The organism is Nonomuraea sp. NPDC050547, from assembly GCF_044457345.1.
Lineage (GTDB): Bacteria > Actinomycetota > Actinomycetes > Streptosporangiales > Streptosporangiaceae > Nonomuraea.
This window is the reverse complement of the sequence record NZ_JBITGW010000002.1, coordinates 544,891-567,707: the sequence shown is the minus strand read 5'-3', so window position 1 is coordinate 567,707 and position 22,817 is coordinate 544,891. Positions and strand designations below refer to the sequence as shown.

Below are 22,817 nucleotides of genomic sequence, written 5' to 3'. Positions count from 1 at the left end.
TCAGCCACACTTCCCGGCTTTCACCCCGGCCACCTGCCAGTCCGCGCCCGGGAACGGCGACATGAAATGGGTGAGCAGGTCCACCGCGTAGTCGGGCGCGCGGCCTCCGGGGTCGAGCAGGGAGACCATCTGCGGGCCGTCGGCGCCGCGCAGCGTGATGGCGTTGGCGCCGCCCGCGGCGAAGCCCGGCTTGGCGTCCAGGGTCAGGCAGGCCAGCTGGACCCCGGCGGTGCTGATGCGCTGCTTGGCGCCGATGCGGCGCATGCGCTGGTCGTAGCGGCGCAGCGCCAGGTCGCCGGTCGGGACGAGGCGCACGCTCTCCTTGAACAGGTCCTCGCCGATCTTCCGGCTCAGCCTGACGTCCAGCCGTACGTCCGGGCGCAGGTCGACGCCGTCGGCCCGCAGGTCCAGGCGGGCGTACTGGCCCTCGAAGCCCGGCGTCACGTACCCGAGCGCGGGCGGCGCCTTGAGCCCGAACGGGACCTTCCCCGGCCGGATCTTCAGCCACGACAGGCCCCTGACGCCCAGCGACAGGTCGTCGACCGTGCTGCGCCCCAGCCCGAAGGCGCCGCCGACGTGGTAGCTGAGGAACCCGGCCGCGTGCGGCACCTCCTTGCTGACGGCGATCCGCTGCGGCGCCACGGCCTCGACGGTGAGCCCGGCACGCACCTTCAGCAGCCCGGTCGGCTTCGGCCGCGACACCAGGTCGAGCGACTGGTCCGGGTTCAGCCGGACGGTCGTGTCCGCCGCCAGGTCCTTGACGGACAGCGACACGTCACCCAGCTTCCCGCTCGGATCGGCCAGCCCGCGCTCCACCCCGATGAAGCCGTCCAGCGTCCCCGCGTCCGCCTTGTAGGTGACCGCGGGAACCTTGAGCCCGGCGGCCGACGCGTCGGCGTCCACGGAGAAGGTCTTCGGCACGTCGCCCAGCCGCAGCTCGCCGCTGCCCTTGCCCTTGACCGTCACCTTGGCCGCGAGCCGCCGCACGGCCGCGGAGTTCCGCACGCGGACGCGGGTCTGCGCCCCATAGGTCCCCTGTACGGCCACCGCCGCGGGCACCGGATCGATCGACAGGCTCCCCCTGAGGTCACCCGACTCGGCCCGCAGGTCGAGCGAGCCCAGCGTGGCCGCGGGCTCGATCCGGTAGGCCGCGTTGCCCGCCTCGAACGGGCCCAGGTCCAGCTTCGTGATCCGCTCCGGCAGGCCGCGCAGGGTGGCCGACGCCGTGACCTGGGCCAGGGCGGTGCTGTGGAGGTAGAGGCGCAGGGTGCGGCTCTTGGGACGGTACCCGGAGAAGGCGAACGTCTTGGCGGCGGTGTCCACGGTGACCTGCTCGGGCAGCCCGGTCAGGTCCAGATGCGCCCGCACCCCGAAGCACCCCTTGCCCGGCACGCAGAACGCCCCGTCCCCGGTGGCGCCGGCGGCGGTCAGGGAGAGTCCGTCCTTGAGCACGGGGGCGGGGCGGAGGGCGCGCAGGGCGGCGGACTTGCCGAGCCAGACCTGGCCCTTCACGTCCAGGCGGGTGCCCGCGTAGGTGATCTTGCCGCCGCCCGCCGAGACCGCCAGCCGGCCGGGGAACGGGCCCACGGTGCCCAGGGCGCCGTAGCGGAGGTCGGCCACGGACAGGTCGGCGTCCAGGGCCAGGGTCTGGGGCGCGCCGCGCACCTCGGCGGCGAAGCCCTCGCCCGAGGGGGCGAACGTGGCCGTCCGCAGTCCCTTGATCCGCACGCTGGCGTCCAGGTCGCCGGTGGCCTGGTCGTAGTGGGCGGCCAGGTGGGGTCCCGAGGGCGCCTGCGCGCCGTCGTGGTTGGTGACCGCCAGGGCGGCCTCGCCGACGGGACCGCTGGTGCCGTCGAAGCGGTAGCCGTCCGGGCCCCAGGACGCCTCGAACCGGGCGGGCATGTCCTTGACCTCGGCGGCGGCGCGGAAGTCCCGTCCGCCCACCGCGGCCCTGGCGCTCGCGGAGACGGATCGGACGGAGGCGTCGGCGTCCCAGGTGAGGGACGTGGGGCCGGCCGTCAGCGTCACCCGCTTGCGCAGCCCGGCGACCGCCGCGCGCAGTTCGGCTCCGCCCTTCGCGCTCTGGTCCGGGGACAGGGTCTTGGTGACGTGCGCCCGGTTGGCGTACAGGGTGATGCCGCGCAGGCTGGAGGCGGTGCCGACCTCGACCTTCGATCGTTCGCCCAGCTCCCACGTGGCCTTCACCCGGTCCCGGATGCCGCGCACGGTCCCCTCGACGGTCGGGCCGGTCTTCACGTTCGTGTACGCGGCCCGCAGCGTCTCGATGACGCCTTTCGCGGTGTATTCGGCGGTCCGCGCGGCGGGGTCGAGGGCGACGTCCACCTCGGCGGGCGTGTTGGAGATCTCCAGGCGGGCCAGGTGGGTGCCGTCGATGCTCGCGGCGCCGGTGAAGGAGTTGCCGCCCGCTCCGGTCTTCAGGTGGGCACGGGGGGCGGCGCCGTAGGTGACGTCGAAGCCGGACAGGCCGCTCATCAGGGCCGACACCCCGACGGCGGCGCCGTTCTTGATCATGGTGACGTGGCCGCCGCGCGGGGTGGCGATCGCACCCTCGTTGCGCTGCAGCAGGACCTCGAAGCGGCCGAGCGCCGAGCTGGAGGTGTGGGTGACGCGGTGGGCGGCGAGGTCGTGCTGGAGTGTGACGCTCGCGGGCAGCCCGCGCAGCGCCGCCTTCAGCACGGTCTTGTCGGCGGCGCGGTCGAAGTAGGTGATCGTCGCCGAGCGGGCCCGCGGCGTGCCGGAGGCGACGGACAGGCGCTGCTTGCCGTAGCGGGCGGTGAAGGTGGGCGGCACGCGGTCGACGGCGATCTCGGCCAGGCGGGCCAGGCGGCCGTCGCGGTAGGCGTAGGTGCGCAGCTCGGCGCGGCCGATGGCGGCGCCGGAGCGGAAGCGCGCCTCGGTGGCGGCGCCCCTGGCGAGCTCGACGGTGGTGCGGGAGCGCAGCTCGTCCAGGACCACCTGGGTGGTCTGGCCGCCGCTGACGGCCAGCGCCTCCAGCTTGGCCGGGGCCGAGCTGGTCACCTCCAGGCGCGGGCGGTCGAGCCGCGCGGTGGCGGTGAAGCGGGTGGCGGCGGGCGTCTGGGTGAGTCGGACCGCGCTCTTGCCGGGCAACCCGGCGATGGTGGCGACGCGGTCGCCGGGCTCGGTGCGCTTGACGCTCGCCCTGACGCTCTTGCCGTCCAGGTCGACGCTGAACGTGCCCTGGTCGGCGCGCGAGAGGTCGCCGGAGAAGCCGATGGCCACGCGGCCGTCGTACTCCGCCCAGACCGTCGCCTCCAGCGGCTCCTCGCCGAGCCGCCGCGTCGTGAAGCCGAGCCCGACCGTGCCCTCGGCGCCGGCGGTGGGCACCAGGTTCGCGGCCAGGTCGGGCGCGCCGTCGCCGGTGACGTCGGCGACCACGGGCTTGACCAGCGGCTGCGTGGCCGAGCAGGCGATCTCGGCGGTCTTCACGCACAGCCGGTAGGTGAGCAGCGGGACGCCCTTGAGCGGATCGAGCCCGTCGAACAGCTTCGTGACCGAGGCGAGCGGGCGCGACAGCGTGAGCGTCCCGGCCTGGCGGGTGTCCGGGATCAGATCCGGTACGGCATGGCGGCGCCGGTCGGCGGCGGCGCTGAGCTCGTCGATGAGCGCGGGCCCGGCAGGTGTGGTCACCTCGGGGGCCGCCGGTCCCACGGGCCGTCCGGGAACCGCCGCGACGGCCGGGGACGGCTGCCGCTTCACGGCGTTCCCGCCCGCGTCCTGAGGCGGGACCACCTCGGGCACCGGCGTGATCACCGGTTTGACCTGCGCGGAAGCCGGAGGCGGAACCGGTACGACGACCAGCGCGCAGACGGCCAGGAACGCGGTAGTGGTGTGGACACGCCACGACATCGAAGAGCTATCCCCCGGAAACGGTTCTCATCATCCCATCAGAAACATAAGTAACGAGCCGACCACAGGTCCCAACTCACCGTCAATTCGTCCCCGACTTGGGGTCCCAACTACCCGGCCACGCGGCGGCAGAATGTGCCGCCGCCAGGGCTTTACGTGAAGAAAAATTTCGCATTGGATACGCGCATGGCACCCGAGATCACCCGCCGATCCGCCATCGCGGCCGGTGCGGCAAGCGCCTTACTCCTCCCCCACCTCCCCGCCGCCGCCCGGACGGGCACCGGGCTCCAGGATCTGGAACAGCGCGCCCTGGCCATGGACCCGCCGGTGTTCCTGCTGGAGACGGCGGTGCCGCCGCAGCTGTCCGGAGCCGGGCTCAGCCTGTCGGGCGAGGTGGCGGTCTGCGGCACACGTTCCCTGCGCTGGGAGCACGGCAGCCGGGACGTGATCACGGTCAGCGCCCCGCTGCGCTGGCGGCCCGACCCCTACCGGCTCGGCGACGACCAGGCCTGGCAGGGGCTCGTGGACGCCTTCTGCGTCTGGATCCACAACACGGAACCGGCCGACGACGTGGTGCGCTTCGAGTTCGGGCGGGGGGCGCGCACCGACGTCTGGTTCGAGTTCCGGCTCGGGTTCACCGGCTGGCGTACCGCCTGGCTGCGCCACGCCTACGACATGCGCGGCCGCCCGCACCCGGACATGGACACGCTGCGGATCGTCGCGCCCCGGCGCAGCGGGGTGCTGCACCTCGACCAGCTCATGCTCAACGTACCGCTGCGCCCGGACGCGCCCTGCCGCGACCACCAGCTGCCGGAGATCGCCCCCGAGGGCGACGAGTACGACAACCAGCACTGGCAGGCGCTCTACCGCTTCGACCAGCTACTGAAGACGAAAAAGCCGGACATGTCGCCGCCGTCCGCCGCCGAGACCGCCGACCTCCACGCCCTGCGCGCCCGCTACCTCGACGAGTACCTGGTCGCCCCGGTCACCGTCGACGTGCCCGGCCTGACCGCCCAGGCCACCGCCCTGCTCGGCCGGCCCGTCCACGCCTACCAGGCGCAGATCTACCCGGCCGAGATCGCCGCCGAGCTGAAGGCGTTCGTCAACCCGGCGACCCTGCGCGCCGTCACCGACCTGCTGCGCGCCGTCGCCCTGGCCCACCACGCCAGCCCGCCCGACCGCCCCGCCCTCGCCGCCCTGTACGTCAAGCTGCTGCGCCACCTGCGCGAGCAGGGCTGGACCCGGGGCAGCTGCCAGGGCACCATCCACCACCTCGGCTACGACGTGCGCGGCTACTACGACTCCGCCTACCTCATGCGCGACGCCCTGCGCGAGGCCGGACTGCTGGAGGAGATCCGCGCCGACCTCGACTGGCTGACCGGGCTCGGCCGGATGTTTCGCGGCTTCGGCTTCCGGATGGCCCGCGGCAGCATGATGGACCTCTACAACACGACCGTGCGCGGCATGCTCGCCACCATCCTGCTGCGCGACGGCGACACCGAACAGGTCGCCTACCTCCGCGTCCTGCGCGACTGGCTCAGCGCCACCCTCCTGCCCACCGACGGCATCCAGGACGGCATCAAGGTCGACGGCACCGCCTTCCACCACGTCGGCTTCTTCCCCGACTACGTGCGCGACGGCTTCGCGGGCCTGGCGCCCATCGTCTACCTGCTGCACGGCGGCGTTTTCCGCCTGTCCGCGCAGGCGTACGGCTGGCTCAAGAAAGCCCTGCTGGCCCAGCGCGTCCACGCGGGCAGGACCCAGTGGCCCATCTCGTGCAGCGGCCGCAACCCCAGCGGGCTGACCGCGTTGTCGGTGGTGCCCTTCCAGTGGCTGGCCCAGGTGGACGACGAGATCGGCGCCGCGTTCCTGCGGTTGCTGCCGGCCGTACCGACGCCGCAGCAGAAGGCGATCGCCGAACGGCTGGCCGCGCGCGGCGTCAAGCCCGAGGCGGCGCCCACGGGAACGTGGGCGCTCAACTACGCCGCGCTGGCCGTGCACCGGCGCGAGGAGTGGCAGGTGACGGTACGCGGCCACAACCGCTACCTGTGGAGCACCGAGATCTACGTCGGCGCGAACTGGTACGGCCGCTACAACACCTACGGCCAGATCCAGGTGGTGAACAAGGGCACCAACCTCGCCAGCGGCTACGCGCACAACGGCTACGACTGGAACCGCCGCCCCGGCACCACCACGATCCACAGGTCCTGGGACGACCTCAAGGGCGACCTGACCGGCGCGATCGAGGAGATGCTCCTCACCGACGCCCGCTTCGCGGGGGCGCACAGCATCGACGACCGCGACGGGATGTTCGCGATGGACCTGCGCGAGCATCCGAAGTACGAGGGCTCGCACCGGGCCAGGAAGTCCGTCTTCCTGTTCGGCGACCGGATCGTGGCGATCGGCACCGGCATCGGCAACGACGAGGCCCGCGACGAGACCGAGACCACGCTCTTCCAGACCACCCGCACCACCGGCGCCCTGCTCATGGACGGGGCCGAGGTTCCCTGGGGCCACGACGCCCGCGACCTGTCGCCGCGCTGGCTGCTGGACGACAAGGGGGTGGGCTACTACCTCGCCCCCGGCCAGCGGGTCGCGCTCACCCGCACCACCCAGTCCTCCCGGCACAACGCCACCGAGGCGCCGACCAGCGGTGACTTCTCCACCGCCTGGATCAGGCACGGCACCGCGCCCAGGGGCGCCCGCTACGAGTACGCGATGGTCGTCGACACCACCGCCGGGCGCATGGCCGCCTTCGCCGCCGAGATGGCCGATCCTGGGCGCGCGCCGTACACCGTGCACCGGGCGGACGAGGGCGCCCACATCGTGACGGACCGCGCGAGCGGCATCACCGGGTACGCGTTGTTCGAGCGGCTGACGGCCGGGGAGGGGCTGGTGCGCGCGGTCGACACACCGTCCATGCTGCTGACCAGGCAGGAGGCGGATGGCCTCGTGCTCGCCGTGTGCGACCCCGACCTGCGGTTGTACGGCGGCATCGACCCCGACCAGTACGAGCGGGGCCGCTACGTCGGCCACTACAGCCCGTGGTCGCGCCGCTGGCTGGACGATCCGAGCCATCCGCACCTGCTGCGGGTGACGCTGTCGGGCCGCTGGCGCGCCTCCGGCGGGCAGCCGTGCCGCGTGCGGCCGGCGGGAGCGCGCACGGTGGTCGAGTTCGAGACCGTGCACGGGCGGCCGCTGCAGGCCCGGCTGGAACGGGTCTGACCGGAGCGGGTCCGAGGGTTCAGGTGGGCGGGTCGAAGCGGCCGTCGACGGCGGTCCAGCCGCCGTCCACGTACAGGACGGAGCCGGTGACGAAGCTCGCGGCGTCACCGGCCAGGTAGACGACGGCGCCGGCCATCTCCTCGGGGCGGGCCCAGCGGCCCAGGGCCGACTTGGCGGCGTAGGCGTCGTACCAGGCCGGGTTCTCCTTGATCTGGCGGGTCAGCGGGGTCTCGACCACGCCGGGCGCGACCGCGTTGACCCGTACCCCCGAGGGCCCGAACTCGGCCGCCGCGGTGCGCAGAAGCTGCACGAGCCCGGCTTTCGTGGCCGAGTAGACGCCCTGGCCGGGTTCGGTGACCGCGGCGCGGATGGAGGCGAAGCCGATGATCGAGCCGCGCCCGCGCTCCACCATGCCGGCGCCGAAGGCCCGCACCACCTCGAAGGAGGCGCGCAGGTTGAGGTCCACCACGCGGGCGAACTCCTCACCGGAGTAGTCGAGCAGCCGCTTGCGCACGTTGGTGGCGGCGGTGAAGACGAGCACGTCGGCGGGCGCCCGGGCGGCCAGCGTCCACACGGCCGCGGCGTCGAGCACGTCCACCTCGTACGCGCTCGCGCCGCACAGCTCGGCGGTCCGCTCGGCGGCCGGCAGGTCCCGGTCCGCGCAGACGACCTCGGCGCCCTGGGCGGCCAGGGCCAGCGCCGACTCCCTGCCGATCCCGCTGCCGGCGCCGATCACGACCGCCCGCCGTCCGTCCAGGCGGAACAACCTCTCGTAGCTCGTCATGGTCAGCACTCTAGTGACTGGTCCGACCAGTGCACCAGGTGACCCGGTCCGCTAGTCCATGGACCAGCGGACGACGACCCATTCGGCGGCGGTGGTCGAGCAGGGGCCGGGGTAGACGTGGCCCTTGTAGTTGCTCGCCAGGCACATGCCGTTCTTCCAGGAGATCCGCAGGTGCTCGCCGTCCATGCCCTGGCGGACGCGGGTGAAGGCGAGCCGGTCGGCCTTGCCGCAGCGCCGTACCAGGACTCTGCGGTCGTCCTGGGGCCCGGTCGGCGAGGACAGGCAGGTCGTGCGGTTGGCGAGCTGGGAGCGTGCGGTGCGCTTCCACAGCGTGTACCGGGAGCGGGGGTCACAGTCGCCGGTGGCGGCGACCGTCTTGCCGGTCGAGACCTGGGTGCCCCAGGTCAGGCAGAGCCCGGAGTCGCGGTTGCGGAACAGGCGGGGGCCGGGCGCGCCGCCGGCGGGGACGAGGGTGGCCGTCAGGGCCACGGCTAAGACCGCGTGAGTGATCATGCGCCAGCCTAGACAGGAATTCCTTACCCGCCGCAAGATCCCTCTTCACCGCCAAGATCGCAGCCTGTAGGGTCGAAGGAAAGTTTCAGGTATGGAGGGACAGTGGGCAAGAAGCTTCACCTGTTGGCGCTCCCGATCGCGGCCGTGGCCATGGCCGCCCTGACCAGCACCCCCGCCCAGGCGGCCGACGGTTACGACCGCTGCCGCGACGGCTACTACTGCATGTTCTCCGGGCTCGACGGCACCGGCGACATCATCGAGATCCAGGGCGACACCCCCAGCCTCGCCGCCCTCGGCATGGGCAGCAGGGGCAAGTCCGACTGGAACCGCACCGACTCGTGGATCCACCTCTACTCCGAGGACGGCTACGGCGGCTGCTCCGCGGTCACCCGGCCCCGCGACAAGGGGAACTTCTTCAGCACCTTCCGCGACTTCTTCAACTCCGTCAGGTTCGACGGACCCAACGGGCCCTCCTGCTTCGGCCTGGCCCGCACCTCCCCCGACTCCCACGGCTAGAACACGGCTGGAGCCGTGCGGGCCGGGTTCTCCCCCGGCCCGCACGGTCAGGGGCGGATGATCGCCATCCGGGTGACGGTGAACTCCTCGATCGCGAAGCGCGGGCCCTCCCGGCCGATGCCGGAGTCCTTGACGCCGCCGTAGGGCATGTTGTCCGCGCGGAAGCCCGGCACCTCGTTGACCACGACGCCGCCCGCCTCGATCCGGTCGATCGCGGCGAACGCCGTGGCCAGGGAGGTGGTGAAGACGGAGGCGTGCAGCCCGTAGCGTGAGCGGTTGACGGTGGCGAAGGCCTCGTCCAGGTCCGCCACCGCGCGTACGCACACCACGGGGCCGAAGATCTCCTCCTCCCAGGCGGCCACACCATCGGGAACGTCGGCCAGCAGCGTCGGCACGATCTCCAGGCCCGCGCGCCGCCCGCCGGTCACCAGGCTCGCGCCCGCGTCCACGGCCGCCCGCACCCACTCCAGCACGCGCGCCGTCGAACGCTCGTCGATCAGCGGCGCCACCCGCGTCTCCGGCTCGCGGGGGTCGCCGGTGACCACGTTCTTCATGCGTTCGGCCAGCAGGGGCAGGAACCGGTCCCTGACCCGCTCCTCGACGAGCACCCGCTGCACCGAGATGCACGCCTGCCCCGAGGCGTAGTAGCCGCCGCGCACCACCGCGTCCGCCGCCGCCTCCAGATCGGCGTCGGCCGCCACCACCAGGGCGGCGTTGGAGCCGAGTTCGAGCACGACCTTGGTCGGTGCGGCGTTGCGGGCGATGGCGTGCCCGGCCGCCGCCGAGCCGGTGAAGGAGACCGCGCCGATCCTGCGGTCCTCGACGAGCGTACGGCCGACCTCGACGTCACCCGTGACCAGCTGAACCGCGGCCGCGGGCAGCGCGCCGGTCTCCCGCAGCAGGTGGACCAGCCAGAGCGTGGCCAGCGGGGTGGCGGGCGCCGGTTTGACGATCACCGGGCAGCCCGCCGCGACCGCCGGGGCGATCTTGTGGGCGGCCAGGAGCAGCGGATAGTTGAAGCCGGTGATGCCGACCACGACGCCGATCGGGCGCCGGGTCCAGAACCCCGTGAGCCCCTCGCCGGAGGGCAGCAGGTCCAGCGGGACGGTCTCGCCGTGCAGCCTGGCCACCTCCTCGGCGGCGGTGGCCAGCGTGACGATCGTCCGCGCCACCTCGACCCGGCAGTCGACCAGTGGCTTGCCGGTCTCCAGCACGAGCAGCCGCTCGAACTCCGCGCGCCGCGCCACCAGCGCGTCGTGCGCGCCCGTCAACGCGCTACGGCGGGCGTGCGAGGGCATCCGGGCCATGGCGGGCGCCACGGCCAGCGCCTCCTCCACCGCGCGCGCGGCCAGCTCGGCCGTGCCCAGCGGCGCGGCGGCCACGACGCTGCCGTCGTAGGGGAAGACGATCTCGGTGGTGTCCCGGACGGGCGCCCAGCCCGCCCCCACCGGCAGTCCGCTCGGCCAGTTCATGGTCGTTCCTCCTGCGCGAGCCGGGCACTGGGAAAGACGTCGAGGTAGGCGGGCGCCTCCGGGCGGCCGGTGGCGGCCAGGACGGCGTGGGCCACGGCGCGGCTGAAGACGTCGGCCCCGGCGGCCAGGACGTCCTGCAGCTCCGCGCTCGACGGTTCTGATCGGACGACGGTGGACAGGCCGAAGATGGTGTCGCCGTCGACCATGGTGTGGGCGGGGCGGATCGCGCGGGCCAGCCCGTCGTGGGCCACTCCGGCGAGCTTGCCGCACTGCGCCTTCGACAGCGCGGTGTCGGTGGCCACGACGCCGATGGTGGTGTTGAAGCTGGTGACCTTCACCGGCCGCCAGGCCTCCGCCTCCCGCGCGGACGGCGGCCCGAGGCCGCCGAACTCGCCGGGCAGGCCGTAGCGGGCGCCCGCCAGCAGGCCGCCGGAGGGGTCGAGGACCGATCCGGCCGCGTTCACCACGGCCAGGGCGGCCACGGTGACGCCGGAGCCGAGGACGGCGCTGGCGGTGCCGACGCCACCGGCCAGCCCGCCGGCCACCGCGCCGGTGCCCGCGCCGATGGAGCCGTTGCGCGCCTCCTCCGCCGAGGCGGCGTCGTAGGCGGCGGCGCCCAGCTCGGCGGCGGGGGTGGCGCGGAAGCGGCCGCCCCGGCCCAGGTCGTAGATGACGGCGGAGGGGACGATCGGGACGACGCCGCCCTCCACCGGGAAGCCGGTCCCGGCGTCGGCCAGGCGGTCCATGACGCCGCAGGCCGCGCTGAGCCCGTACGCGCTGCCGCCGGTCAGGACGACGGCGTGGACCCGCTCGACCAGGTTGCGGGGGTCGAGCAGCTCGGTCTCGCGGGTGCCGGGGGCGGCGCCGCGCACGTCCACCCCGGCCACCGCGCCCTCGACCGGCGGCAGGATCACGGTGGTCCCGGTGCGATAACCGCCGCCGACGCGCTGCGCGTGCCCGACCCGGATGCCCGGAACGTCGGTGAGCGCGTTGAGCGGCCCCGGCTTCACGCCACCCCCCAGGCGAGCCCCGGCTTCACGCGAGTCTCCCAGGCGAGCCCCGGCTTCACGCGGGTCTCCCAGGCGAGCCCCGGCTTCACGCGGGTCTCCCAGGTGAGCGGCTTCACGCGGTTTCCCGGGTCAGGAAGCGGCGGGCGGCCTCGGCGAACACACGGGCGCACCGGACGATCTCCGCCACCTCGACGAACTCGTCGGCCTGGTGGGCGATCCACTTGCCGCCGGGGCCGTACACCACCGAGGGGACGCCGCCCCAGTGGGTCAGGACGGTGCCGTCGGTGGAGCCGGGCACGCCGCCGTAGACCGGCTCCTGCCCGGTGACGGCGCGGTGGGCCGCGGCGAGGGCGGCCACGACGGGGTCGTCCACGGGGACCTCGACCGCGGGCCGGTCCACCAGGATGGCGACCTCCGCGGCGATCCCGGTGAACGCGGCCAGCTCACCGACCCGGGCGGCGATCTCGGCGTGCGACATGCCCGGCAGGGTCCGTACGTCCACGAAGACCGCGGCCGCCACCGGGATGACGTTGACCTGCTCCTCGCTGCCCGCGCGGGCCACGGTGGGCGTGACGTACACCTGGCCGAGGTGCTCGTGCTCCGGGAAACGTTTCTGCAGTTCGTCCTGGTAGGCCCCGAGGGCGACGATGAGCGCGCCGGCGGCCGGGATCGGGTTGCGGCCGTGCTGGGGCATCGCGCCGTGCGCCATCTTGCCGGTGAAGTCCACCCGCAGGCGCAGCGCGCCCTTGGCCACGGCGCAGATCTCGCCTGCCTCGGGCTCGGCCACGATCGCCCCGTCCACGTCGGCGGCCAGGCCGGAGTCCACGAAGTGGTGGACGCCGAGCATCAGCCCCTCCTCGTCGGCCAGCGCGCACACCTTCACCCGGCCCGGGAACGGTCCAGCGAGCTGCAGCGCGCGGACCGCGTAGAGGGTGGCGGCCAGGCCGGACTTCATGTCGGCGCTGCCGCGCCCCCACAGCCGGCCGTCGCGGATCTCGCCGCCGAACGGGTCGACGGTCCATTCGGCCAGGTCGCCCTCGGTCACCACGTCGGTGTGGCCCTCGAACATGAGTGTCGGTCCGGGCAGCCCGCCCTCGACCACGGCGACCACGTTGGGGCGGCCGGGCGCGGCCTCGGAGATCTGCGGCTCCCAGCCCCACGAGCGCATCTTCGCGGCGACGAGTTCGGCGGCGGGCAGCTCGTTGCGCCCGCGCGCCGGGTCGTTGGTGCTGGGCACGCGTACCAGCGCCTGGGTGAACTCCACCACGCCCGCAGAGTCGATCTCGATCACAGAAGTCCCTCCAAGGTGGGTACGGCCTGCAACAACGTGCGTGTGTAGGGGTGCTTGGGCCCGGCCCAGATCTCGTCCACGGCCCCGCTCTCCACGATCTCCCCCTCGCTCATCACCGCGACGCTCTCGCAGACGTGCCTGACCACGGACAGGTCGTGGGAGACGAAGACCAGCGTGAGGCCGTGCGCGTCGATGAGGTCGGCGAGCAGGTTGAGGATCTGGCCGCGTACCGAGACGTCGAGCGCGCTGACCGCCTCGTCGGCGACCAGCACCTTCGGGGCGGGCGCGAGCGCGCGGGCGATGGCGACGCGCTGGCGCTGGCCGCCGGAGAACTGGTGCGGGTAGCGCTCGGCCGCACCGGCGGGGAGCCCGACCTCCTCCAGCAGTTCGGCGACCCGGGCGCCGACCGGCAGTCCCTGCGCGACCAGCGGCTCGGCGACGATGTCGTGGACCCGCATGCGGGGGTCGAGGGAGCTCATCGGGTCCTGGAAGACGATCTGCAGGTCGTTGCGCAGGAAGCGCAGGTCGCGGCGGCCCACGATCTCCTGCCCGGCGAACCTGATCGAGCCGCTGGTGGGCCGGTCGAGCCCGCACAGCAGCCGCAGCAGCGTCGACTTGCCGGAACCGGACTCGCCGACGATCCCGTAGCGCTCGCCGCGGGCGACGCTCAGCGAGACGCCCTTCAGCGCGTGCACGGCCTCGCCCGGCCTGGTGAGCGAGGTCCGCGGGCGGCGGTAGACGCGGGTGAGGTCGCGGGCCTCAATCACCGGGGTGCCAGCAGGCATAGCCATGGGCCTCTCCTGTCAACGCCGGTTCGGTCTCGCACCGAGGGTCGGCGTAGGGGCAGCGGTTGCGGAAGACGCAGCCTTCGGGGAACGCCCCGGCCGACGGCACGCTGCCCTTGATCGTGGGCAGCCGGGTGCCGCGCGGGGTCAGGCGGGAGGCGTCGAGCAGGCCCTCGGTGTAGCGGTGGCGGGGGCGGGTGAAGACCTCGCGCATGGGGCCGGACTCGACGACGCGGCCGCCGTACATGACCAGGACGCGCTCGCACATCGCCGCCACCACGGCCAGGTCGTGGGTGATGAACAGCAGCGCCGGGGCCACCTCGGCGATCAGGTCCAGCATCTGCTTCTGCACCGTCACGTCCAGCGCGGTGGTCGGCTCGTCGCAGATGAGCAGGCCGGGCTCGTTGGCGAGGGCGATGGCCAGCATGACGCGCTGGCGCTGGCCGCCGGAGAGCTGGTGGGGGTAGGCGCGGGCGATCTGGGCGGGGTGCGGGAGCCGTACCCGGTCCAGGAGGTCGAGCGTGCGGGCGCGGGCGGCCGCGCGGTCGCGGCCGTGCAGCGTCATCACCTCCGCCACCTGCGCGCCGACCCGCATGAGCGGGTTGAGCGCGGTCATCGGCTCCTGGAAGACCATCGACACGGTACGGCCGCGCAGCCCCTTGAGCCGCTTCTCCGGCACGCCGAGCAGCCGGTGCCCGCCCAGGACCGCGGTGCCGGAGGCGCTGACGCCCTCCGGGAGCAGTCCCATGAGCGACAGCGCGGTGAGCGACTTGCCCGAGCCCGACTCGCCGATGAGCCCGACCCGCTCGCCTGGCGCGATGTCGAAGGAGACCTCCCGCACGAGTTCGAGGTCCCCGGCGCGCACGGAGAGCCGCTCAACGCTCAGCAGTTTCACTGGGTCGCTCACCGCTCCCTGATCCTCCTCAGCTTCGGGTCGAGGTAGTCGCGCAGGCCGTCGCCGAGGAGGTTGAAGCCGAGGACGGCCAGCGCGATCGCCAGGCCCGGCCACAGGGCCAGGCGGGGCGTGGAGAAGAGGAGTTCCTGCGACTCCTGGAGCATGCGCCCCCACGACGGGGTCGGGGGGCGGGTGCCGAAGCCGAGGAACGACAGGGCCGCCTCGGCCAGGATCGCGATGGCGAACGACACCGACGCCTGCACGATCAGCATCGAGGCGATGTTCGGCAGCACGTGCCGCCCGGCGATCGCCATCCGGCCACGCCCGGCGGCCCGCGCGGCCAGGATGTAGTCGGTGACCATGACCTGCATGGTCGCGGCGCGGGCGACGCGGGCGAAGGCGGGCACGGTGGCCACGCCGATGGCGATCATCGCGGTGAGCGTGCCGGCCCCGTAGACGGCGCCGAGCATGACCGCGAGCAGCAGCGCGGGGAAGGCGAAGACGAGGTCGTTGACCCGCATGACCAGCTCCGACAGCCAGCCGCGCGGGGTCATCCCGGCGACCATGCCGAGCGGGGCGCCGATCAGCGCGGCGATGCCGACGGCCACGATGCCGACGTACAGGGTGGTGCGGGCGCCGACCATGAGCTGGCTGAAGGTGTCGCGGCCGAACTTGTCGGCGCCGAGCAGGTGGCCGCCGCCGGGCTCCCGTAGCTTCTTGGCGGCGTCGACCAGGGTCGGGTCGTGGGGCGTCCACACGAACGAGACGAGCGCGGCGAGCACCACGAGGGCGACCAGCGTGCCGCCGACGATCAGCCCGGCGTTCATCCTGCCCCTCATCGTGCGCCTCGCAGCCGGGGGTCGAGGACGGCGTAGGCCAGATCGACGACGAAGTTGATGAGCAGCACCGCGACCACGAGCACCATGACCACGCCCTGGACGAGCAGGAGGTCGCGGCCGGCCACGCCGTTCAGGAGCAGGTCGCCGAGACCGGGGATGACGAAGACGCGCTCGACGACCACGGCGCCGATCAGCAGCGTCGCCAGCTGGAGGCCGAGCACGGTGACGACGGGGATGGAGGCGTTGCGCAGGCCGTGCCGCCACAAGGCGCCCATACGGCCGCGGCCCTTGGCTCGGGCGGTGCGCAGGTAGTCCTCGCGCATGACGTCGAGCACCGACGAGCGGACGTAGCGGGTCAGGACGGCGCCCTGCACCAGGCCCAGCGACAACCATGGCAGCAGCAGGCCGAGCAGCCATCGCGTGGGATCCTCCGCCATGGGCACGTAGCCGCCCGAGGGCAGCGCCTGGGCCTTCACCGCGAAGACGAACACCAGCAGGATGCCGGCCAGGAACGCCGGGATGGCGATGCCGACCTGGCTGAAGGCGCTGATCGCGGCGCCGAGCGGGTTGCGGTGGTGCACGGCGGCGAAGGTGCCGGCCGGGACCGCCACCAGCAGCGCGATGACCATGCCGCCGGTCACGAGCACCGCGGTGACCGCCAGCCGCTCGCCGATCTGCGGGCCGATGGGCGAGCTGGTCACGTAGGAGGTGCCGAAGTCGCCGGTGACCAGGCCGCCGAACCAGTCGAGGAACTGGGTGACGGGCGGCCGGTCGGTGCCGTACTGCTCGCGCAGCTCGGCCACGGCCTGCGGGGTGGCGTTGACGCCGAGCGCGATCTCGGCCGGGTCTCCGGGCAGCAGCGCCATGAAGGCGAAGACGACCACGCCGGCGACGGCGGTGCTCGCCAGGAGCACCGCCAGCCGCTTGACCAGGTAGACGATCACTGCTTGGCGAGTCCGGTGAAGTCGAAGGACTCGGCGATGGCGTTCTTCGGCAGGCCGGTGACGCCCTTCTTCGCGACGATGAGGTTCGGGAAGAGGAAGAGCCAGTCGGCGGCGGCGTCGTCGGACAGCAGCTTGGCCGCCTGCTTGAGCTTGTCGCTCTGCTCCTGCTCGGTGCCCTTGTCGGCCTCGGCGAGCAGCTTGCCGAACTCGGGATTGTCGTAGCGGAAGTAGTACGACTTGTCGGCGAAGATGCCCATGTCACGGGGTTCGACGTGGTTGATGATGGACAGGTGGTAGTCGCCCTGCTTGAACACCACGTCCAGCCAGCGGGCCGGGAACTCCAGCGGCTCGATGTCGGCGTTGATGCCCACCTGCGCGAGCTGCGACTTGACCACCTGGGCGGCGGCCACCGCGTACGGCAGGTTGGGGATGCGCATCTTGACGTTGTGGGTCTTGCCGCCGAGCAGTTCCTTGGCCTTGTTCACGTCGTACGGGTAGTCGCCGGTGCGGTCCTCGTACCACGGGTCCGTGGGCGGGACCATGGTGCCGATGAGCTGGCCTCTTCCGGCCCAGGCGGTGTCCAGGAGCGCCTTGTGGTCGATGGCGTGGCGTACGGCCTGCCGTACCTTCTTGTCGTTGAACGGCGGGCGGCCGTTGTTGAGGGAGAGCACGACCTCCCCGTTGGTGGTGCCCTCGACCGTCTGGAACCGGTTGGGATCGGCGAACTGCTGCAGCGACTCGGGGGCCTGGACGCTGGAGATGACGTCGATGCCGCCGGTCAGCAGCGCGTTGTTCATCGCCGTGGCGTCCTTGAAGTACTTCAGCGTGACGCCGGGGATGGCGGGCTTGGTGCCCCAGTACGTGCCGTTGGCGGTGAGCTGGATGGAGTCGCCGCGCTTCCAGCTGCCGAGCTGGTAGGGGCCGGTGCCGACGGGCTTGTTGGCGAGGTCGGCGACGCCCGTCCTGCTGAACATGGCGCCGAGGCGGGTGGCCAGCGCGTAGAGGAAGCCGTTGCTCGGCTGCTTGAGCGTGACGACGGCGGTGGTGTCGTCCTTCTTCTCCACCTTGTCGATGACGTCGAGCTGGGCCTTGATCTTCAGCTTCCAGTCGGACTTCACGCGGTCGAAGGAGAAGACGACGTCGTCGGCGGTGAAGGGGGCGCCGCCGGTGAAGGTGACGCCCTTGCGCAGGGTGAAGGTGTAGGTCTTGCGGTCCGGGGAGATCTCCCACTTCTCCGCGAGGAGGGGGACGATCTTGCCGTCCTGGTCGAGCTTGACCAGGCCCTCGTAGACGTTGACCAGCAGGGCCTGCGGGATCGCGGCGCCCTCGGTCGCGGTGAAGTCGAGGTTGGCCGGTTCCGCCACGAACCCGACCGACAGCGACTCCTGCTTCGCCGCCGTGTTCCCGCCCGTCTGGCCGCCGCCTCCGCAGGCAGTGGCCAGCAGGAGACCGCCGGCGGCGATCATGGTCCCGATTCGCCTCATGTTCAACAGCCTCCTGGCTAGTGCACTGGTCGGACCAGTAGGCTACGCACACTGCCAGTCCTCAACTGCTCGGGTCAAGGGGGCTCTTCCATGGGCGGACCGCGGTTTGAACCGGTGCGCACCGTCCGCGCGTACGAGCGCGTCGTCGAGCAGATCGAGGAGGCCGTCGAGACCGGCACGCTCACCCCGGGACACCGGCTGCCCAGCGAGCGGGACCTGATGGCGCAGTTCTCCGTCAGCCGCTCGACCGTGCGCGAGGCGCTGCGCGTGCTGCAGGCCCGCGGGCTGGTCCGCTCCCGGCCCGGGGACCCCAACGGGGCCGAGGTGCTGCCGTTCACCCCGGCCGCGCTCCACAAGTCGATGACCACGCTGGCCCGGGTGGACCAGCTGTCGCTGGGCGAGCTGGTCGGGTTCCGCATGACGCTCGACTCCGCGGCCAACCTGCTGGCCGCGCGGCTGCGTACCGAGGCGCAGCTGGCGGAGATGGACGCGGCGATCACCGCGATGCGGGCCGCCGCCGAGACCGGCTACGACGCGTTCAGCGCGGCCGACGTCGCCTTCCACGACGCCGTGACCAGAGCCAGCGGCAACAAGCTCATCCAGATCTGCACCGACGTGGTGCGCTCCATCGTGCTGAACCTGATCGAGGAGAAGATCGCCGCCGCGCCCGACCAGGACGGGCTGATGCGCCAGAGCATCGGCCACCACGAGGAGGTCCTGGCCGCGGTGCGGGCGGGCGACGGACCGCTGGCGGCCCGCCTGTCGCGGCAGACCATGTACGACTACTACGTCGGCTATGTGCCCGCCGCGGAACGCGCCGCCCTGCGCGCGCTCCTGGACTGACCAGCGGCCCGGCAGGGTGTTAGGTTGCAGCCGTGACGAGTGAGGACGGGCTGACGGAGGCGTTCCTCCGCGAGCACCGTCGTTACACCAGCCACCAGGTCGCCGAGATGGCCGGGGTGCCCGTCTATCGTGCGCGCAAGTTCTGGCGCGCGCTCGGCTTCGCCAACGTCGCCGACGACGCGGTCGAGTTCACCGACTCCGACGTCGAGGCCCTGCGCACGCTGCTCGGCATGGTGAGCAGGGGCCTGTATGACGAGGGCCACGTGCTGCTCATGGCCCGTTCGCTGGGCCGGGCGACCGCGCGGCTGGCCGAGTCGCAGGCCGAGCTGGGCGCCGAGGAACTCGACCAGGCGGGCGTCCCGCTGGCCGACCGGCCCCGGGCGTGGACGCGCCGCGCCCGGCGGGTGGTGCCCGACCTGGAGAAACTGCTGGTCTACGCCTGGCGCAGGCAGCTCGCCGCCGCGGCCGGCCGCATGGTCGAGCAGGAGAAGACCGCGGTACGCCTGGCGGTGGGCTTCGCCGACCTCGTCGGGTTCACCCGGCTGAGCAGGCAGATCTCCGAGATCGAGCTGGCCGCGCTGGTCGACGAGTTCGAGGGCAGGTCGGCCGACGTGGTCACCTCGACCGGCGGCCGGGTGATCAAGACGCTGGGCGACTCGGTGCTGTTCGTCTCGGGCAAGGCGCACGACGCCGCGGAGATCGCGCTGCGGCTGCTGGCCGCCCACGCCAAGGTACGCGGCATGCCGGAGCTGCGCGTGGGCCTGGCGGTGGGGCCGGTCATCGGCCGCATGGGCGACGTGTTCGGCACCACGGTCAACCTCGCCAGCAGGCTGACCGCCCTGGCGCACCCCGGGACGATCCTCGCCGACCCGGACATCGCCGAGGAGCTGACCGGCGACCGCGCCTTCCGGCTGGTCCCGGTCGACCGGCTCACGGTGCGCGGGCTGGGCGAGCTGGTGCCGTTCACCGTCAAGCGGGCGCTGTGACCTCGCCCTTCACGCACAGCAGGTCGCCCTCGCGCATCGTCGTGACGTAGAAGCCGCCCGCGGCCAGCGCGCCGCCCACCTTCTCCGCCAGTTCCTCCGCGCGTCCCGGCGGCTCGTAGAAGACGTAGAGCGCGCCCCGCCCGGTGAGGGCGTTCCCGATGAGGCCGAGCTCGCCTGCCGGTGAGCGGGTCCAGAAGAGGTTGACGTTGACCGCGAACACCTTGTCGTAGCCGCCGTCGCCGATGCCGTCCTCGAGCGCCCCGAGGCGGAAGACGGCCAGGCCGGCGTCGAGGTGGCGCCGGTTGCGCCGCTCGGCCGCCTTGATCGCGGTCGCGGAGCGGTCGAGCGCGGTCACCCGCGCGCCCCGGTCGCAGAGCAGCTCGGCGGCCACGCCGCGGCCGCACCCGATCTCGAGGATCCGCTCCCCCGGGCGCACGTCGAGGGTGTCCACCGCCCATGTCAGCCGTGCCGGAACCGCCATGAACTCCATCCTGCCCCAGGGCAACCGGGCCCGCCGCCCGATGCGTCAGTACGGTCGACAGGCGACGACCCGAGAGGCCATCAGGTGGCAGACAGATCGTTATTTCATGATTTCGTGGCCGCGCGCTCGGACCACCTCCTCCGCACCGCCTACCTGCTGACCCACGACTGGGCGCTGGCCGAGGACCTGCTGCAGGAGGCGCTGGCCAAGGCGTGGTTCGCCTGGCCGAGGGTGGAGGAGCCGGAGCCGTACGTGCGCCGCGTCATCGTCACCACCTTCACCTCCTGGTGGCGGCGGCGCTGGCGGCGCGAGCTGCCCAGCCACGACCTGCCCGAGACCGCGCACCCCGACGCCACCGGCGGCTTCGACGAGCACGACTCGCTGTGGCGGGCGATCGGGCGGCTGCCGGCCAGGCAGCGGGCGGTGATCGTGCTGCGCTTCTACGAGGACCTGCCGGTCGCCGAGACGGCCCGGGCCCTCGGCTGCGAACCGGGCACGGTCAAGAGCCAGACGGCCAAGGCCCTGGCCAAGTTGCGGGTGGACGAATCGATCGTGAAGGAGTTGCAGCGATGACCGTGCAGGACCTGCGCAAGGTGCTGCGGGAGCGCGGTGCCGCCGCGCCCCCGCCCAACCCGGCCCGCCGTACCCAGGTCGAGGCCCGCATCCGCCGCAGGCGGCTGCGCAGGACCGCGGTGGCGGGCGGCGCGATCGCGGCCGCCGTCGTGCTCGCGGCCACCCTTCTCCCGGGTACGGCGCAACCGCCCGACCAGACGGCGGCCACCAAGCCCACGCTGCCCGGCACCTTCGTCGCCGCCGACGGCACCGAGTACCGCAAGGTGGCCGCCACGACCGTGGTCACCCCGGGCAAGAAGAAGGTCACCGTGACCGTCCCGCTGACCGGCAACCCCATCGACCTGGCCGCCAGTTGCACGGGCGCGGTCCGGGGGAGCATCACGCCGTCGGTCGCCGCCGCCGGCCTGCCCGCGCAGCACGACCTGGTGGCCTGCTCCAAGGAGATGCAGGTGCTCGGCCTCCAGGTCCCGAAGGGCACCGGCAAGGCCGAGGTCGTCATCGATCCCGTGGTCGCCGGCAAGGGCTGCGTCCAGACGAAGAAGAACGGGCCGTGTGACCAGCCGAAGATCGAGCGGAGCGTCTGGTCGCTCGCCTTCTACGAGTGGATCCCGCCCGCGCGTCCGGTGATCCCCGAAGAGCCGCGCGCCCTGCCCGGACGACTGGGCGAGATGAAGCTGAGAAAGACCGAGTCGGGAACCTGGCCGGAGCAGGACACCGTCACCTTCCGCACGAGCGGCGCGATCGGCCTGGAGAAGATCTGCACCGGCGATCTGGCCTCACGGCTCAGGTTCAGCGTGTCCGTCAACGGCAAGGACCCCGGCGTCAACGGCAGCTGCGCCGTCTGGAAGCAGGGTGACTTCCCCTGGGCGATGGGGCTGCACACGCTGCCGAAGGGCAAGACCTCGACCGTCACGCTCAAGCTGCACATGGACGGCGGCTCCCACCCCAACCGGCCCGTCCGCTGGTCGGTGGGCGTGTACGGCAAGTAGGAAATCTTTCCGGCCGTCAGGTGTTACAGCAAGGGTGACTCGTTACTCGATCCTCGACCGCTCGCTCGTCCGCGCCGGACAGGAACCGGCGCGGGCGCTGCGGGACACCATCGAGTTCGCCCGGCAGGCGGAGGAGCTGGGCTACCACCGTTTCTGGGTCTCCGAGCACCACAGCGTGCCCGGAGTGGCCGGTTCCGCGCCGACCGTGCTGGCCGCCGCCGTCGCGGCGGCGACCTCGCGCATCAGGGTCGGCACCGGCGGCGTCATGCTGCCCAACCACCGGCCGCTGGTCGTGGCCGAGCAGTTCGGCGTGCTGGAGTCGCTGTATCCGGGGCGCGTCGACATGGGGCTCGGCCGTTCCGTGGGGTTCACCGGCGGCATCCGCAGGGCGCTGGGGCACGGCCTGGCCGACGCCGGCGACTTCGGCGAGCGACTGGAGGAACTGCTCGGCTTCTTCACCGGCAAGCAGCAGGTCCATCCCGGCGTGCACGCGCAGCCGGCGGAGGGGCTGCGGCCGGAGGTGTTCGTGCTGGCGATGGGGGCCGGCGCCGACATCGCCGCCGAGCACGGACTGCCCATGGTGATCGGGAACGGCGCGCGGATGACGGAGGCGGCCGGGCGTTACCGGGCCGCGTTCCGGGCGTCGGAGTGGGCGGCGCGGCCGTACGTGATGGTGGCGGCGAACGTGGCGGTCGGCGAGACGGCGGCAGCGGCGGCGTACCTGCAGGTGCCGGAGGCCTGGGCGACGGCGGTGTCACGGACGCGCGGCGCGTTCCCGCCCCTTGCCCCGGCGGCGGAGATCCTCGCCTCGGAGATGAGCGAGCGGGAGCGGGGGTATCTGGAGGAGGCGCGGGCCGGGCAGATCCACGGGACGGCCGGGGAGGTGGCGCTGGCCCTCGACGACCTGGTGGAGCGGTCGGGGGCCGATGAGGTGCTGGTCACGATGAACACCTACGACCTGGACGAGCGTCTCGACTCCTATACGAGGCTGGCGCGCCTGTAGGCGTCACCCGAGATGGGCGCTGCGGGGTCGCGCCCATCTCCTTGGTTCACGGCCCGAGGGCCAGGGCTACCTGCGCGAGGAGCACCACGGCCAGCGCGCCCAGCGCGACGGCGGCGATGAGGACGAGAACGATGCGCAGGAGGAAGGAGACTGCCTTCGCCACCTGGCGGACGGCGAAGAGCATCGCCCAGACGGACGCTATCGCGAGGAGTGAGAGCAGACCGCGGGCCGCTGCCACTCCCTCTGGGCTGGCGGTGGTGAGGAGGATTACGGTTGTCATGGAGTTCCCCGGTGGT

General features: G+C 72.7%; 20 protein-coding genes. 7 read left to right on the top strand and 13 right to left on the bottom strand.

Features of this window, described 5'->3' with window-relative positions; translation table 11 throughout:
* Window positions 1-3,888, bottom strand: coding sequence for a hypothetical protein (locus ACIBHY_RS06960; protein WP_397306175.1), 3,888 nt, complete (start codon window positions 3,886-3,888; stop codon window positions 1-3).
* A gap of 186 nt (window positions 3,889-4,074) precedes the next feature.
* Between ACIBHY_RS06960 and ACIBHY_RS06955 the strand changes: the two genes are divergently transcribed.
* Complete coding sequence (locus ACIBHY_RS06955) at window positions 4,075-7,113, top strand: chondroitinase family polysaccharide lyase (protein WP_397306174.1); 3,039 nt, start codon at window positions 4,075-4,077, stop codon at window positions 7,111-7,113.
* Window positions 7,114-7,132: 19 nt separating this feature from the next.
* On the opposite strand, the gene ACIBHY_RS06950 is transcribed toward ACIBHY_RS06955, so the two are convergent.
* The gene (locus ACIBHY_RS06950; protein WP_397306173.1) at window positions 7,133-7,897 is read right to left on the bottom strand and encodes an SDR family NAD(P)-dependent oxidoreductase; all 765 of its coding nucleotides are present in this window, start codon (window positions 7,895-7,897) and stop codon (window positions 7,133-7,135) included.
* A gap of 51 nt (window positions 7,898-7,948) precedes the next feature.
* A complete protein-coding gene (locus tag ACIBHY_RS06945; protein ID WP_397256795.1) occupies window positions 7,949-8,410 on the bottom strand; it encodes a ricin-type beta-trefoil lectin domain protein in 462 nt (153 codons plus the stop codon).
* A gap of 102 nt (window positions 8,411-8,512) precedes the next feature.
* On the opposite strand from ACIBHY_RS06945, the gene ACIBHY_RS06940 reads away from it, so the two are divergent.
* Window positions 8,513-8,926: a peptidase inhibitor family I36 protein gene (locus ACIBHY_RS06940; protein ID WP_397306172.1), complete on the top strand. Its 414-nt coding sequence runs from the start codon at window positions 8,513-8,515 to the stop codon at window positions 8,924-8,926.
* A 47-nt stretch (window positions 8,927-8,973) separates the two neighbouring features.
* Here ACIBHY_RS06940 and ACIBHY_RS06935 read toward each other — a convergent pair whose 3' ends face one another.
* The 8 genes from ACIBHY_RS06935 to ACIBHY_RS06900 form a co-directional block, all read right to left on the bottom strand.
* Window positions 8,974-10,398 carry an aldehyde dehydrogenase family protein gene (locus ACIBHY_RS06935; RefSeq protein WP_397306171.1) on the bottom strand — a complete coding sequence of 475 codons (1,425 nt, stop codon included), beginning with the start codon at window positions 10,396-10,398 and terminating at the stop codon, window positions 8,974-8,976.
* Window positions 10,395-11,408 carry a P1 family peptidase gene (locus ACIBHY_RS06930; RefSeq protein ID WP_397256801.1) on the bottom strand — a complete coding sequence of 338 codons (1,014 nt, stop codon included), beginning with the start codon at window positions 11,406-11,408 and terminating at the stop codon, window positions 10,395-10,397. The genes ACIBHY_RS06935 and ACIBHY_RS06930 overlap by 4 nt, the downstream gene beginning before the upstream one ends.
* Window positions 11,409-11,520: 112 nt before the next feature.
* Window positions 11,521-12,699 carry a M20 family metallopeptidase gene (locus ACIBHY_RS06925; RefSeq protein ID WP_397256803.1) on the bottom strand — a complete coding sequence of 393 codons (1,179 nt, stop codon included), beginning with the start codon at window positions 12,697-12,699 and terminating at the stop codon, window positions 11,521-11,523.
* A complete protein-coding gene (locus ACIBHY_RS06920) occupies window positions 12,696-13,490 on the bottom strand; it encodes an ATP-binding cassette domain-containing protein (protein ID WP_397256805.1) in 795 nt (264 codons plus the stop codon). The genes ACIBHY_RS06925 and ACIBHY_RS06920 overlap by 4 nt, the downstream gene beginning before the upstream one ends.
* The gene (locus ACIBHY_RS06915) at window positions 13,459-14,391 is read right to left on the bottom strand and encodes an ABC transporter ATP-binding protein (protein ID WP_397306170.1); all 933 of its coding nucleotides are present in this window, start codon (window positions 14,389-14,391) and stop codon (window positions 13,459-13,461) included. The genes ACIBHY_RS06920 and ACIBHY_RS06915 overlap by 32 nt, the downstream gene beginning before the upstream one ends.
* Entirely contained in the window at window positions 14,388-15,206 is an 819-nt protein-coding gene (locus ACIBHY_RS06910) for an ABC transporter permease (protein WP_397306169.1), read from the bottom strand. The genes ACIBHY_RS06915 and ACIBHY_RS06910 overlap by 4 nt, the downstream gene beginning before the upstream one ends.
* An 8-nt stretch (window positions 15,207-15,214) precedes the next feature.
* Complete coding sequence (locus ACIBHY_RS06905) at window positions 15,215-16,162, bottom strand: ABC transporter permease (protein WP_397256811.1); 948 nt, start codon at window positions 16,160-16,162, stop codon at window positions 15,215-15,217.
* Window positions 16,159-17,646: an ABC transporter substrate-binding protein gene (locus ACIBHY_RS06900; protein WP_397306168.1), complete on the bottom strand. Its 1,488-nt coding sequence runs from the start codon at window positions 17,644-17,646 to the stop codon at window positions 16,159-16,161. The genes ACIBHY_RS06905 and ACIBHY_RS06900 overlap by 4 nt, the downstream gene beginning before the upstream one ends.
* A 114-nt stretch (window positions 17,647-17,760) precedes the next feature.
* Between ACIBHY_RS06900 and ACIBHY_RS06895 the strand changes: the two genes are divergently transcribed.
* Together ACIBHY_RS06895 and ACIBHY_RS06890 are read left to right on the top strand one after the other, a co-directional pair.
* The gene (locus tag ACIBHY_RS06895) at window positions 17,761-18,489 is read left to right on the top strand and encodes a FadR/GntR family transcriptional regulator (protein WP_397256815.1); all 729 of its coding nucleotides are present in this window, start codon (window positions 17,761-17,763) and stop codon (window positions 18,487-18,489) included.
* A 32-nt stretch (window positions 18,490-18,521) separates the two neighbouring features.
* Window positions 18,522-19,475 carry an adenylate/guanylate cyclase domain-containing protein gene (locus ACIBHY_RS06890; protein WP_184963621.1) on the top strand — a complete coding sequence of 318 codons (954 nt, stop codon included), beginning with the start codon at window positions 18,522-18,524 and terminating at the stop codon, window positions 19,473-19,475.
* Here the strand turns inward: ACIBHY_RS06890 and ACIBHY_RS06885 are convergent.
* Complete coding sequence (locus ACIBHY_RS06885; protein WP_397256817.1) at window positions 19,459-19,956, bottom strand: SAM-dependent methyltransferase; 498 nt, start codon at window positions 19,954-19,956, stop codon at window positions 19,459-19,461. The two genes, ACIBHY_RS06890 and ACIBHY_RS06885, sit on opposite strands and share 17 nt — an antisense overlap.
* An 84-nt stretch (window positions 19,957-20,040) precedes the next feature.
* Between ACIBHY_RS06885 and ACIBHY_RS06880 the strand changes: the two genes are divergently transcribed.
* From ACIBHY_RS06880 to ACIBHY_RS06870, 3 genes are read left to right on the top strand one after another with little or no spacing between them, the layout of a single operon-like run.
* Window positions 20,041-20,529, top strand: a complete 489-nt coding sequence (locus tag ACIBHY_RS06880) for a SigE family RNA polymerase sigma factor (RefSeq protein ID WP_397256819.1) — start codon at window positions 20,041-20,043, stop codon at window positions 20,527-20,529.
* Complete coding sequence (locus ACIBHY_RS06875; RefSeq protein ID WP_397306167.1) at window positions 20,526-21,518, top strand: hypothetical protein; 993 nt, start codon at window positions 20,526-20,528, stop codon at window positions 21,516-21,518. Before ACIBHY_RS06880 ends, ACIBHY_RS06875 begins: the two co-directional genes overlap by 4 nt.
* 34 nt (window positions 21,519-21,552) lie before the next feature.
* On the top strand, window positions 21,553-22,521 hold the full coding sequence (locus ACIBHY_RS06870) for an LLM class flavin-dependent oxidoreductase (RefSeq protein ID WP_397306166.1): 969 nt from the start codon (window positions 21,553-21,555) through the stop codon (window positions 22,519-22,521).
* A gap of 46 nt (window positions 22,522-22,567) precedes the next feature.
* On the opposite strand, the gene ACIBHY_RS06865 is transcribed toward ACIBHY_RS06870, so the two are convergent.
* Window positions 22,568-22,801: a hypothetical protein gene (locus ACIBHY_RS06865; protein ID WP_184963631.1), complete on the bottom strand. Its 234-nt coding sequence runs from the start codon at window positions 22,799-22,801 to the stop codon at window positions 22,568-22,570.
* Window positions 22,802-22,817: the final 16 nt, after the last annotated feature.

Excerpts from the sequence above, each read along its gene's own strand:
- ACIBHY_RS06960 (WP_397306175.1), bottom strand. The coding sequence starts at position 3,888 with ATGTCGTGGCGTGTCCACACCACTACCGCGTTCCTGGCCGTCTGCGCG.
- ACIBHY_RS06955 (WP_397306174.1), top strand. The coding sequence starts at position 4,075 with ATGGCACCCGAGATCACCCGCCGATCCGCCATCGCGGCCGGTGCGGCA.
- ACIBHY_RS06950 (WP_397306173.1), bottom strand. The coding sequence starts at position 7,897 with ATGACGAGCTACGAGAGGTTGTTCCGCCTGGACGGACGGCGGGCGGTC.
- ACIBHY_RS06945 (WP_397256795.1), bottom strand. The coding sequence starts at position 8,410 with ATGATCACTCACGCGGTCTTAGCCGTGGCCCTGACGGCCACCCTCGTC.
- ACIBHY_RS06935 (WP_397306171.1), bottom strand. The coding sequence starts at position 10,398 with ATGAACTGGCCGAGCGGACTGCCGGTGGGGGCGGGCTGGGCGCCCGTC.
- ACIBHY_RS06920 (WP_397256805.1), bottom strand. The coding sequence starts at position 13,490 with ATGGCTATGCCTGCTGGCACCCCGGTGATTGAGGCCCGCGACCTCACC.
- ACIBHY_RS06910 (WP_397306169.1), bottom strand. The coding sequence starts at position 15,206 with ATGAACGCCGGGCTGATCGTCGGCGGCACGCTGGTCGCCCTCGTGGTG.
- ACIBHY_RS06900 (WP_397306168.1), bottom strand. The coding sequence starts at position 17,646 with ATGAGGCGAATCGGGACCATGATCGCCGCCGGCGGTCTCCTGCTGGCC.
- ACIBHY_RS06885 (WP_397256817.1), bottom strand. The coding sequence starts at position 19,956 with ATGGCGGTTCCGGCACGGCTGACATGGGCGGTGGACACCCTCGACGTG.
- ACIBHY_RS06875 (WP_397306167.1), top strand. The coding sequence starts at position 20,526 with ATGACCGTGCAGGACCTGCGCAAGGTGCTGCGGGAGCGCGGTGCCGCC.
- ACIBHY_RS06865 (WP_184963631.1), bottom strand. The coding sequence starts at position 22,801 with ATGACAACCGTAATCCTCCTCACCACCGCCAGCCCAGAGGGAGTGGCA.